Below are 12854 nucleotides of genomic sequence, written 5' to 3'. Positions count from 1 at the left end.
AGAAGGCACAGCATGCACCTGATTAAAAACACAAGTATAGATTTTCTGAAGTACCGCAAGGTAGCGTATGTAATTTCTCTTTCCCTTGTGCTTGCAGGACTGGTTTCACTATTTGTCCGGGGGTTGAATTATGGTATAGATTTCAGGGGAGGAACCGAAGTCGTCCTGCGTTTTGACAATGATGTCGAGATAGGCGATGTTCGGGTGATTTTGAAAGAGGCCGGTGTAGAAGGAGCAATCAAGAGTTACGGTGCTGACAGATCGGTTCTTGTACAAACGGGATTTGACGGAGACCTCAACCAGTTGAGATCCCTTGTGTCCAATGCTCTCGGGGATCGTCTTCCGGACAACCCTCACGAAGTGCTGAGAATTGATTCCGTAGGTCCCAGCATCGCTTCTGACTTGAAATGGGCCGCTCTCAAGGCATTGCTCGGTGCAATTGTCGCTATTCTGCTTTACGTGGGGATTCGGTTCGAATTCCGGTTTGCCGCGGCAAGTGTGGTGGCCATATTTCATGATGTTTTTATCGTGCTTGGCATATTCAGCATTTTTGGGGGGATGTTTGATTTCATGCCTCTGGATATCAATCAGAGCATCATCGCCGCGTTTCTTACAATCGCCGGCTACTCGATCAACGATACCGTCGTTGTCTATGACAGGATTCGTGAGAATATTCGCGTAGGCAAGTCGGGTGACTATTTGAAAATCTTCAACAACAGTCTCAATCAGACGCTCAGCAGGACAATCATTACTTCGGGAACAACCCTTCTTGTCGTCCTTGTGCTCTTTATCTTCGCTGGCCCTGCCATCAGAGGCTTTACATTCGCCATCCTTCTCGGAATAATCGTTGGAACATATTCGTCATTGTTCATTGCCGCTCCTGTTGTGCTTGACTGGCAGCTGAAGTCGAAACGCCCGATAAAACTCAGGGGGGGATAGCGGCATGAAGCTGCATATCGCTACAGGCGTGCTCCTCTTCTTCATGACTGGATGCGATGGCGTACCCGATGCCGATGTCGTTGCTCGTGCTGGTAAATTTCAGTTAACCCGGGACGAACTGCTTGCTTCGATCACGTATTCTTCACCCGAAGACAGTCTGACGGCTTCTGCAATCTACATAGAAGACTGGAAAGATCTCGCTTCTCTTTATCAGCTGGCACTCGAAGAAGGGGCCGACGAAGAGCCTGAAGTCGATATGCTGATAGAAAAAGCAGCCCGTCATATCGTTGTTCAGCGATATATTGCCGGAAGAATGGAAAATGCTGAAAAAGAAGGTGTTTATGCCGTTGATTCTTCCGAGGCAAGTGCATTTTACCAGGAATTTTCCGATTCGTTTCTCTGCTCGGAAACGGTTTATGCGGTTTCCCGTTACTATGCGTCAACGCCACAGTCTGCAAGCCGCATAGAGAATGCACTGCGTTTGTATGACGGTGATGAACAACGTTTGCAGCAGCTTATCGAATCCATCGAACCAGGGTATGCCGGGAACAATAGACGAGTCCCTCCTGTACGTTCTTTGCGGTCTCTTGAGCAGCTCCATCTTGAAAATGATACCATGAAAGAGGTGTTGCCGACCCTGTTGCCAGGAGAGCTTTCATCGGTCATCACTGTGCACGATTCTCTTTTTGTGGTGATGGAAATGCATGATAGGGTAAAAAAAGGAAGCAAAAAAACTTTCGAGCAAGCCTACGACGAGATTGAAGAACTTCTTATTGTTCAGAAACAAAAGCACTATTATAGTACATTGCTTGGAGAAGCAAGAGAAAAGTATCAGTAACCTGGGCTGAAACGCTCAACTTAGGTAAAGCAAAATGATTATGAAAAACTGTTTTTTGAGATGTTTTGCAATTGCGGCGATTATGTTCGTCGGTAGCTTCCAGGTTGCCGGTGCAGCGACTGCAGACAGGATAGTTGCCGTTGTGGGAAATGAAATGATTTTGCAATCTGAAGTCGATGAGCAGGCTATGATGACGATTTTGCAGTATCCCGATGCGAAAAATGATCCTTCATTGAAATCGGGCATACTGGAAACGCTTGTCAGCCGGAAAATCGTGCTCACCAAAGCAAGGCTCGACAGTGTAGAAGTGAACGAATCGGAAATTGAGAAAAGTGCCGATGAAAGAATGATGTTTTTGAGGGGTAAATTCAAGTCCATAGAAGAGATGGAAGCAACGTTCTCGAAGTCCTTTGCGGTGATCGAGAAAGAAATAAAGGACGATATTCGTGATCAACAGATGATCAACAACCTCAGAAGAAAGAAAATGTCAGGGGTTACGGTTACCTTCGATGAGGTTGAGGATTTCTATAACACGAATCGCGAGAGGCTTCCGCTGGTTCCTGAAACTGTCTCCGTTTCACAGATCGTGATGTATCCCAAGGTAACCGAGGAAGCTAGGAAAAATGCCCTTGCAGCCATCGAGGATTTACAAATCCAGCTTGAATCGGGTGCTGATTTTGCTCAGCTTGCCCGTCAATATTCTCAGGACCCAGGCTCTGCCAATCTCGGCGGTGATCTTGGCTATTCACGGCGTGGTGATTTCGTAAAGAATTTTGAAGAGGTTGCTTTCGGACTGGAAGAAGGAGAAATCTCCGGGATTGTCGAGTCGCGGTTTGGCTTTCATATTATTCAGCTTCTCGATAAAGAGACTGATGCCGTGCATACCCGGCATATTCTGATAGTCTTTGATCGAAGCACACTCGATGCACCGGCTGCAAAAGTACGACTGGAGGAGATCCGCAAGAATATCAAAAGTGGAAAAGCCGACTTTGCAGATATGGCAAGAAAATATTCAGATGATCCCGTATCGGCAAAATATGGAGGGGTTATCAGGAATACCGAAACCGGTGAAACCATGTTTGCTTTATCGGCGCTGCGTGATCGGCTCAAAACTGTTGTCAGGTCGTTGAACGATATCGGCGATATAAGCGAAGTTATCAGAGTCGAGCCTGAGTCCGGAGCTTCATTTTACGCGATTTTTCTCTTGAACGACAAGAAGCCGGCGCATCGTCTGAGCTTATCTTCGGATTACGCCAGGCTTGAAAAGCTTACCATCGATGAAAAGCAAAACAGAATGTTCCAGGAATGGATCAATGGCCTGCAGAAAGAGATCTATGTCAAGATTTCAGACATCTAACCTGCGAACGTAGCGGGCATTCTTCTCGATAAAGTCACGGCGCGGATCTACCTTGTCTCCCATGAGGGTTGAAAAGATTTGATCCGCTTCCATGGCATTTTCAACACTGACCTGAAGCAGTGACCGGTGTTCCGGGTCCATGGTTGTACTCCACAGTTGTTCGGGGTTCATCTCTCCGAGACCTTTGTAGCGCTGGATATTGACAGTACCCTTTCCTTTCTGCTTTTTCTTCATCGATTCGATGATACTGTTGCGCTCGTCGTCATCCCAAGCATATTTCTGCTCTTTGCCGGACTTGATTAAATAGAGTGGCGGCTGTGCTATGTAGACTTTGCCTGCTTCTATGAGGGCTCGCATGTGGCGGAAGAAAAACGTCAGCAGGAGTGTTCGTATATGGGCTCCATCCACATCGGCATCGGTCATGATTATGATCTTGCCGTAGCGCAGTTTTTCTGCAGCGAATTCATCTTCGCCGAAACTCGTTCCGAGGGCGAGTATGATTGTCTTGATTTCCTCGTTTTCCAGCATCTTGTGCAAACGTGCTTTTTCGACATTGAGGATTTTTCCTTTCAGCGGCAGTATTGCCTGGAAACTACGGTCTCTTCCCTGCTTGGCGCTACCTCCTGCAGAGTCACCCTCGACGATATACAGCTCACAGTGTTCGGGATCGTTGATCGAGCAGTCTGCCAGTTTGCCTGGTAATCCGGAACTTTCAAGTGCGGATTTTCTCCTGGTGAGCTCTTTTGCTTTTCTTGCGGCATCTCTTGAAAGCGCTGCACTTTTAACTTTTTCAATGATGGCTTTCAGAATGGAAGGATTGCTTTCAGCGTAATCCGATAGTTGTTCATTGACGATACTTTCTACGATACTCTGTGTTTCCGAGTTGCCCAGTTTTGTTTTTGTCTGACCTTCGAACTGCGGTTCGGCTACCTTGACCGAGATAATCGCAGTCAAGCCTTCCTTGAAGTCATCTCCGGTGAGTGAAAGTTTGAGGTTTTTCAGCAGATCGTTTTTCTGTGCATAGGCGTTCAACGTCCTGGTCAGTGCCTTGCGAAACCCGGTGACATGCGTTCCACCTTCATGAGTGTTGATGTTGTTGACATAGCTGAAAACGTTTTCCTGGTAAGAGTCGTTGTACTGGAGCGCTATCTCGACAACGGTGGAATCCTTTTCGCTTGTGATATATATAGGTTCCTTGATGAGGCTGATTCTGTTGTTGTCGGTAAACTTGACGAATTCCCTGATACCGCCTTCGAAGTGAAAGGCTTCTTCTGTTCCGTCTAGATCCTTGACAACGATTTTCAACACGTTGTTGAGAAATGCAAGCTCCCTCATACGGTCGATCACGACGTCCTTACGGAATTCCGTGGTTTTGAAAATATCTGAATCGGGCTTGAATGTGGTTTTGGTTCCGGATTTGTCGGTTTCACCGATAACCTGTACGTCGCACTGCGGGATACCCTTCTGGTAGCGCTGGTACCAGATCTTGCCGTCACGGTAAACTTCGACCTCACACCAGTCCGAAAGGGCATTGACAACAGATGCACCAACTCCGTGCAATCCTCCTGATACCTTGTAAGCGCCCTTGTCGAATTTACCTCCGGCACCGATGAGGGTCATGACCAGTTCGAGTGCAGATTTTTTTTTCTGGGGGTGAATGTCTACCGGGATACCCCTTCCATTGTCTGAGACGGTGACAGATCCGTCAGGATTGAGAGAAAGTTCTATGGTATCGTTATATCCTGCGAGAGTTTCATCTATCGAGTTATCGACGATTTCATAAATGAGATGGTGTAAACCCCTTGAATGGACGTCACCGATGTACATTGCCGGGCGCTTGCGTACATGCTCTATGCCATCGAGTATTTGAATATTCGTTGCCGCATAAGTTTCCGATGAGGTTTTGTTTTGGGTATCTGACATAATGTTTAATCGAGGTGCAAATGTGTTCAAATCTTCAAAATTCCATGTCTACCAAGATAGCAAAAAATAGCCTGATATCCCATGATTGCAAGGCTTTGCATCGTCATGAGGAATGTTTCATGGTTCGATATCGAACATGAACGTTTTTGGAAAAGGACAGGCAGTTCGTACGCATGAAGCAGACGATCTGTCCTGTAGTCGATTGGGGTTACACCATGAAAGCGTTGGTGATGTGTTCAAGTTCGAATTTCTTGATTCGGCCGTTTGCGAACGAATGTACTATGATGGCAATGACGTCGAACCTGCAGTCGGGTTCAGGAGCTGGAAGTGTGGTCAGATATGCAGAGGCTGCTTTTATGATCTCTTGCTGTTTTTCTCGGGTAACCGCTTCGAGCGGATGTCCTTTTACATCGGATGATCTTGTCTTTACCTCTATGAAACAGAGTGTTTGTTTATCGGCTGCTACGATATCGATTTCATTACGCCGATAACGATAGTTTCTGTCAAGGATACGGTACCCTTTTTCGAGAAGAAAGGCTGTGGCGGTCATTTCGCCCTGGCGCCCCAGATCATGAGGAATAAATGACATGTGGATCGTCCGGGATTATTTTTCTCCAAGTTCTTTCAATTTGAAACTTTTCCGGTGAAGTGGGCAGCGTCCGTGTTCCAGGATTGCGGTGACATGTGCTTTTGTGGGGTAACCATAATGTTTTTCAAAGCCGTAGTGCGGATAGTTGCCGGCATATTCTCTCATCAGTCTGTCGCGACAGGTTTTAGCCAAAACCGATGCAGCGGCAATAGAAAAAACTTTCGCATCACCTTTGACGATCGTCCGATATGGGATCGGTAAATTCGGTGAAAACCGGTTACCATCGATCATCAAGAAGTCTGGTAACGTGCGTAAGGATTCTGTAGCCCTGTTCATGGCAAGCATGGTTGCCTGGAAGATGTTCATACGGTCGATCGTCAGGTGATCGATTACCGATATGCTGAAATCCATGGCGGATTGCTCTATTGCTGTGGCAAGAGATTCTCGGAGTTTTGGGGTAAGGCGTTTTGAATCGTTTAGCTTGCCGAGAAGCCCGTTTGGCTTGAAAAAACGTGGAAAAACGACCGCTGCAGCAACGACCGGGCCTGCAAGAGGACCTCTTCCAGCCTCATCGATGCCGCAGACTTTGCTGTGATCGATCCAGAATTTATCTTCGTATTCCCTGGTTGAAAGTGGCAAGGTGCAATACAATTTCGAGGTATTGATGAGCCCTGAAGATTTCAGGTTTATCAAGAAAAGTGATGAAAATTTGTGCTTTTAACAAAAATGTTAAATAATAGAGGTTACATTTCATATGCCGGATCGAGTGTTGTCATCACCCCGTGGCTTTGGAGAAACACTCGAGTAGTCGTTCGGCTCGATGCCGGTAGTGGGGAAACGGAGAAGCAAGGAAAGATAACATAACATTTTAGATTCCAAGGGTTTGTAATGAAGAAGACTGTGAAAAAGCAGTTGCTGATGAACAAGTCCGGTGACGAGATTCAGGTTGCTTTGGTCGAAGAGGGCCGTTTGGCTGAACTTATAATCGAGCGTCCGGACAGTCTTCGCAGCATAGGCGATATATATCTCGGGAGGGTGCACAAGGTTGTCGAGGGGCTCAAGGCGGCTTTTGTCGATATCGGGCAGAAATCGGATGGGTTTCTACATTTTTCTGATGTTGGTACAACGACGGATGATTACCGTGCCCTCATCGAGGATGATGATGATGACGACGATGAAAACGGCAACGGAGGTGGTGATGATGACGATAACGGGGGAACGAAAAGTCCTGTACTGAAAGAATCGAAAGGAAATGGCGCCAAAGCTTCCGTTCAGGGAAACGGACAGAAGAATGGCGGCAGCCGAACGAAAAACAACGGCCCAGACCGGCGGCGGCAGTCATATACACAGATGATAGCGAGCAAGCTGAAAGCTAACGATTCCATCCTCGTTCAGGTAATCAAGGAACCGATCAGCAACAAGGGATCCCGTCTTACATCGGATATCACCATAGCTGGCCGGTTTATGGTTCTGCTTCCATTCGGCGGTGGGCAGATAGCGGTATCACGCCGTGTTGTCGCCCGCAAGGAGCGAGCGAGGCTGAAGAAACTCGTTCGATCGATGCTGCCGGAAGGCTTCGGGGCGATTATCAGGACGGTTGCCGAGCATCAGGAAGAAGAACTGTTGAAAAAAGATCTCGAAAAGCTGCTGGTTAAATGGGAGCAAATCGAGGAAAAACTGAAAGATGCAAAACCTCCTCAGCTCATTTTCAAGGAAGACACCATCATCTCCAGTGTACTGCGGGACTCCCTGACAACGGATGTCATTGAACTGGTTGCCAATTCAAACAGCATCTACAAGGAGACGTTGAACTACATTCAGTGGGCTGCTCCGGAGATGGAGAAAAATGTCTCGCTCTACAAGGGCAAGCTGCCCTTGTTCGAGGGGTATGGTATCGCTAAGGATGTCGAGTCTATTTTTTCTCGCAAGGTATGGTTGAAATCGGGAGGATATATCATCATAGAACATACCGAAGCAATGGTTGTCATCGATGTCAACAGTGGCCGCTACGCAGCGAAAAAGGAGCAGGAAGAGAACTCGTTGAAAACGAACCTCGAAGCAGCACGCGAAATTGTCCGTCAGCTCAGGCTTAGGGATATTGGCGGTATTATCGTTGTCGACTTCATCGATATGCTGGATCAGAAAAACGCAAAAAAAGTTTATGACGCGATGAAAAACGAGTTGCGTCATGACCGCGCGAAATCGAATATTCTACCGATGTCCGATTTCGGTTTGATGCAGATTACCCGCGAAAGAATAAGGCCGAGCCTTATGCAGCGTATGGGGGATCAGTGCCCTGCATGTGGCGGTTCAGGCGTTGTGCAGGCTCGCTGCACCACGATCAATCAGGTTGAGCGGTGGCTTAGAAAATACGCTCTTCAGCAGAAAATGAAGTTTCAGCAGCTTGATCTGCATGTAAGCCCGACAGTTGCCGAGCCGTTGAGAGACGTCGACCGCAACATAGAAATGAAATGGTTTCTTCAGCATATGCTTTTTGTCAGGGTAAAGCCGGATGAAAGCCTGAGAAGTGATGATTTTCGGTTCTACATTCGAAAAAGCAGCAAGGATATCACCGCAGAGTACAGTGAGCTGTAAAGGCGCATCGAGGCGTGATCTTCTTCTCCAATCTCTGCGCAGGGTCGAGATTGCCGACGCTCATCAATACTTTTCGGGACTCCGCTTCGCTTTATGAGCTCTTCTTGAGCTTGGGTATGATTCCGATGTCTTGAGGCGTCCCTGCTTGTGGAGACTAATTTACTTACGAACAAAGAATAACGAACAATGCAACGTGAAGAAGTAAGAAACAGTATAGAAAGCCTGTCCGTATTGTCAGCTCCCGATGTACAGAAGCATTCGGATGCTCGTGAAGTGTTCGAAGCGTTCCAGTCACTGCTGAACGAAGGCAAGGCAAGGGCTGCGGAGAAAAAAGATGGCCGATGGCAGGCAAATCCCTGGGTAAAGCAGGGAATATTGCTGGGTATGAAGCTGGGATTGCTTCAGGAAAGCACGATATCGTTTCCCGACGGACATAACTGGACCTTTGTCGATAAAGATACCTATCCGGTCAAACAGTTTCGAAAGGAAGACGGTGTTCGAGTTGTGCCCGGAGGCTCGTCCGTAAGGGATGGGGCTTATCTTGCTCCTTCAGTCGTTATGATGCCGCCTGCATATGTCAACGTCGGAGCGTATGTCGATGCGGGCAGTATGATCGATTCTCATGCTCTTGTCGGGAGTTGTGCGCAGGTTGGCCGTAACGTGCATCTTTCCGCAGCTGTTCAGGTCGGCGGTGTACTCGAGCCTGTCGGAGCGGTACCTGTTGTTATAGAGGATGATGTTATGGTTGGGGGAAACTGTGGTATTTACGAGGGTACTATCGTTGGATCGCGTGCGGTTCTCGGTACCGGTGTGATTCTCAACGGTTCGACTCCGGTTTTCGATGTTGTTCATGGCCGCGTTATCAGGAAAACAGAAGACGCCCCTCTCACGATTCCCGAGGGGGCTGTCGTTGTTGCGGGTTCAAGAAAAATTAAAGGACGCTTTGCCGATGAAAACGGACTTTCCATCTATACTCCTGTGATTATCAAGTATAGGGATGAAAAAACCGATAGTGCGACAGCTCTGGAAAGCGCCCTGCGCTGAAGTTATCGGATTTGCTTTAGAAAAAGTTCAAAGATCTCTGTATGAAACTCGACCTCGTTAGGGGTTTGTCGCAAAAGATGATCCCGATCTTCGTCATCCTGCTCGTTTTTACGGGAACAGGGCTGAAACCAACGGAAAGTTCCGATGCCGAGTATTTTTCCATTGCAAGAAACATAGAGCTGCTTGGAGATGTCTATAGGGGAGTCTCCGATAATTATGTGGACGACATCGATCCTGCAGAATTCATGTATGCAGGTATTGACGGTATGCTTGAGACGCTCGATCCATATACGGTGTTTCTTGATAAGGAAGAATCGCTCGAACTTGGAGAGTTGACGAGGGGACAATACGCAGGGGTCGGTATCAGAATTTCAGAGATAGCGGGTGGTGTTTATATCGTTTCGGTTTTCGACGGCGCTCCTGCATCACTGGCTGGGCTGCGAGTCGGTGACCGGATTGTAAAAGTCGATAAACATCGTATTGAAGGAAAAGAACTCGACGAGGTAAAAGATTTTATCAAGGGGCCGGCAGGAAGCGAGGTTGTCCTGTCCGTAGAGCGATATGGCCGGAAAAGGAATAAACGCTACACACTTACCCGTCAGGAAGTAAGGGTGAACAGCATACGCTATGCCGGGCTTTTCGGAACAATCGGTTATTTCGAGATGAGCTCTTTCGGTAACCGGAGTGCGGATGAGCTTACCCGGGCTATCAATGATATGCATGCTGCCGCCAGATTGGCAAACCGCTCCATGAATGCTGTGATTCTTGATTTACGCAACAATCCTGGGGGACTGTTGGATGTGGCGGTTGATGTAACGGGGCTTTTTGTCGGTAAAGGAAGCCAGGTCGTTTCGACAAGAGGGCGTGACCCGGAAAGCGAAGTCGGTTATCGAACGACAAAAGAGCCTGTTGTGAAGGGATTGCCTCTTGCTGTTTTGATCAATGGCAACAGTGCCTCCGCTTCGGAAATTGTTGCGGGGGCGATTCAGGAACTCGATCGTGGCGTGGTTATCGGTGATCGTTCGTTCGGGAAAGGGCTTGTCCAGTCGGTAGTCCGTTTGCCTTTCGATTGTGCTCTGAAAATGACCACTGCAAAATACTATACTCCCTCAGGCCGTCTTATTCAGAAGGAGCATGACTGGGCCGGCGGCACTCGTAAAGTTCTCCACGAAGAAGAAAATGGAAAAGACGAAACGGTGTATTATACCTTGAACAAGCGGAAGGTGTATGGAGGAGGAGGTATTCTTCCCGATATCGAGGTAGACGCTGCCAGGTTCGGTGATTACGAGGCATCACTGCGCAAGGATGGTATGCTGTTTCGCTATGCGAACAAGTACAGGGCCTCGAATGAGCGTTTGCCTCAGGCTGGTATCGACCGAAAATTCCTGATGCAGGATTTTGACAGTTTTTTGAAAAAAGAAGGGTTCTCCTATCAAACCGAGCCTGTTTTTTTGCTCGAAGAAGTCAAGAGGGTCATCGAGGAAGAGTCGGAAGAAAACGCGTCGGCGACGATCGACACGCTGATGGCTTCACTGCATAACGAGATGGAACGCCTTGCAGCACAGGAGAGATCAAGCGAATCGGAAACGATTGCCCTGGCGCTTGAACAGGAGATCATGCGTCACTATAACGAAGATGCAGCTCGAAGAAGCATGATCGAGGGTGATCCAGTCGTAAAAGAGGCACTCGCTATTCTCAAGGATTCCAAAAAGTACCGCAATATCCTCAGCCCTTAGGACAAGAGGTTTTCTGCTACGCATTTCCACTCTCGACACGTTTGATCTGGCGATGGATTCCGAGGACGATCATCAGGTTGCTTATCGTAAGCAGACTTTCCGCGCTCCCGTGCAGAAGATCATCATGTGAAAGCGTTGGAAATCCGCGAACTTCTGTTGAAAGATACATGAAGAATACCGTTACACCGATGAATAGCAACACAAACCAGAATCCGGCGACCGTAAGACCCGATAGTATGGCAGGATCTCTTTTTTTGATCAGAATCAGGGTCACCAGAAAGCTGATGTATACCACGCTGGAAATTTGCAGGATGAGGTCGAAAACATCTTCTCCCAAGTAGGATTGAGGCCTTCCAGAAAGAAGAAATATGCCTGATATGGCCATGATAGTGGAGGTGTTTCGGGACTCGATGGTTTTTAGAATTCCAATCGAGGCATATAGCAGCGCGATGCTTCCCAGAAGGTTGACGGATTCCGAAAGGTCGAGTAGCACCGGAATGTCGTCACCACTGACATGATAGGCAAGCACGAACCAGCTTCCTATCCAGTGAGGAATCATGTATAGTCCTAAGCGCTTCAGGTCTTTGCGCCCGATCATTTCTCCGTAGCGATACATCAGAAATGCAGCAATTCCCCACTCGAGGGAAGAGGAGATATGGATGAGCCAGTTCGGTAGTGAAAGAAGCATTCAGGATCCCTTTACCAGGTGATAGATGTTTTTCATGAAAATCTTCATTTGAACGCTCCAGGGTGCCGGTACCATTTTTTTGTAGAGATAAGAATCAAACGTGATTTGCTGTACATCCCTATCCTCGCAGATCGCTACGAAACTCTCTCTCAAACGGTCACTTTTGTAATAAACCGATTGCAGTGTCTGTAGCCCAAAAAAGATGGTAGTGTACAGTTTCCTGAAAGTTTTCTCATATGAGCTCAGCGGCTGGTTGTTACGTATTTTTTCTATCATTGCCTGCGCCCCGAGTTTCCCGGATCGCATCGCGAAGAATATCCCTTCTCCATTTGCAGGGGTTACGAGTCCTGCAGCGTCTCCCACGAGTATGGCATTGTCCAGTGTGAATGATTTTCTCGGTTTCATGGGAATCTTTGAGGCTTCGTCGAGATAGGGTTTTTCTCCGATACCGAGCTTCTCGACAAAACGGTGTTGCAATTCTTTGAGGTTGTGTTTGCGAAACTCCGTACCGGTGCCGATGGCGATATGGTCGGTTTTCGGGAAAATCCATCCGTAGAAATCGGGAGACACTTCCCCGTCGAACCAGATTTCAACCAGTTCCTCGTAAGGCTTTAGCGCATCACAATAATGAAAGCGCTGTTGCATGGCGATAACCTGCAAGTCGTTGGGGGGGAATCCGAGTTCCTTCGCTGTTTTCGAGTTGGCGCCGTCGGCGCCGATGATGTAGGTGGCTTCCAAAGGGGCAAAATCTTTCGACAGGTGTATGGTATGGCTTTTTCCATTTCGGCTGATTTGTTTGACAAGCGCTTCCATGACTTCAGCGCCGTAACGTTTTGCCCTGTCTCGCAGATAGCTGTCGAAGCGTTCGCGTCGTACCATACCCACATAACCGTTGGGCATTTCCATGGAGATAATTCTTCCTTTTGGAGAACGGACGCTCATCTTCGAAAGCTTTTTTTCTACCAAAGGGTCGGGAACGTTGAACTCCTCGATCAGTCCGAGAGGAATGGCCCCTCCACAGGGCTTGATATTGTCGAGGTTCCGCTCGATAAGAACCGTTGATATCCCGGCCTTTGCCAGTTCAGCTGCGGCAACGGCCCCTGAAGGGCCACCACCTATGATTGCGACGTCGTAACGCATTGTTC

Annotated in this window: 11 protein-coding genes; 6 read left to right on the top strand and 5 right to left on the bottom strand. The window is 47.9% G+C overall.

All coding sequences use genetic code 11. The features are described 5' to 3' along the window. Positions 1 to 12: 12 nt before the first annotated feature. The 3 genes from secF to QZ209_RS02445 are packed head-to-tail and all read left to right on the top strand — an operon-like array spanning position 13 to position 3134. On the top strand, positions 13 to 939 hold the full coding sequence (secF, locus tag QZ209_RS02455; RefSeq protein WP_294344374.1) for a protein translocase subunit SecF: 927 nt from the start codon (positions 13 to 15) through the stop codon (positions 937 to 939). 4 nt (positions 940 to 943) lie between these two features. Continuing rightward, positions 944 to 1777: a hypothetical protein gene (locus QZ209_RS02450; protein ID WP_294344372.1), complete on the top strand. Its 834-nt coding sequence runs from the start codon at positions 944 to 946 to the stop codon at positions 1775 to 1777. Positions 1778 to 1817: 40 nt separating this feature from the next. Next, entirely contained in the window at positions 1818 to 3134 is a 1317-nt protein-coding gene (locus tag QZ209_RS02445; protein ID WP_294344370.1) for a peptidylprolyl isomerase, read from the top strand. On the opposite strand, the gene gyrB is transcribed toward QZ209_RS02445, so the two are convergent. From gyrB to QZ209_RS02430, 3 genes are all read right to left on the bottom strand, one after another. Beyond that, entirely contained in the window at positions 3123 to 5057 is a 1935-nt protein-coding gene (gene gyrB / locus QZ209_RS02440; protein ID WP_294344368.1) for a DNA topoisomerase (ATP-hydrolyzing) subunit B, read from the bottom strand. The genes QZ209_RS02445 and gyrB overlap by 12 nt on opposite strands. Before the next feature lie 208 nt (positions 5058 to 5265). Continuing rightward, positions 5266 to 5646, bottom strand: coding sequence for a YraN family protein (locus tag QZ209_RS02435; RefSeq protein WP_294344366.1), 381 nt, complete (start codon positions 5644 to 5646; stop codon positions 5266 to 5268). A gap of 15 nt (positions 5647 to 5661) precedes the next feature. Beyond that, positions 5662 to 6246, bottom strand: coding sequence for a ribonuclease HII (locus QZ209_RS02430; RefSeq protein WP_294344427.1), 585 nt, complete (start codon positions 6244 to 6246; stop codon positions 5662 to 5664). Positions 6247 to 6534: 288 nt separating this feature from the next. Between QZ209_RS02430 and QZ209_RS02425 the strand changes: the two genes are divergently transcribed. The 3 genes from QZ209_RS02425 to QZ209_RS02415 all read left to right on the top strand — a co-directional run bounded on the left by QZ209_RS02425 (position 6535) and on the right by QZ209_RS02415 (position 11021). After that, positions 6535 to 8241, top strand: a complete 1707-nt coding sequence (locus QZ209_RS02425; protein WP_294344364.1) for an Rne/Rng family ribonuclease — start codon at positions 6535 to 6537, stop codon at positions 8239 to 8241. Positions 8242 to 8427: 186 nt separating this feature from the next. After that, entirely contained in the window at positions 8428 to 9285 is an 858-nt protein-coding gene (locus QZ209_RS02420) for a 2,3,4,5-tetrahydropyridine-2,6-dicarboxylate N-succinyltransferase (protein ID WP_294344360.1), read from the top strand. Between the two features lie 41 nt (positions 9286 to 9326). Continuing rightward, the gene (locus QZ209_RS02415; RefSeq protein WP_294344358.1) at positions 9327 to 11021 is read left to right on the top strand and encodes a S41 family peptidase; all 1695 of its coding nucleotides are present in this window, start codon (positions 9327 to 9329) and stop codon (positions 11019 to 11021) included. Positions 11022 to 11037: 16 nt separating this feature from the next. On the opposite strand, the gene QZ209_RS02410 is transcribed toward QZ209_RS02415, so the two are convergent. Both QZ209_RS02410 and QZ209_RS02405 read right to left on the bottom strand, forming a co-directional pair. Next, positions 11038 to 11709 (bottom strand): DUF2499 domain-containing protein, encoded by a 672-nt coding sequence (locus QZ209_RS02410; RefSeq protein ID WP_294344357.1) that lies wholly within the window; start codon positions 11707 to 11709, stop codon positions 11038 to 11040. After that, positions 11710 to 12849, bottom strand: coding sequence for a geranylgeranyl diphosphate reductase (locus QZ209_RS02405; protein ID WP_294344355.1), 1140 nt, complete (start codon positions 12847 to 12849; stop codon positions 11710 to 11712). Positions 12850 to 12854: the final 5 nt, after the last annotated feature.

The organism is Prosthecochloris sp., assembly GCA_015482705.2.
Taxonomy (GTDB): domain Bacteria; phylum Bacteroidota; class Chlorobiia; order Chlorobiales; family Chlorobiaceae; genus Prosthecochloris.
Note: the sequence above shows the minus strand (reverse complement) of the source record. Positions and strands in the feature narration are given on the sequence as shown.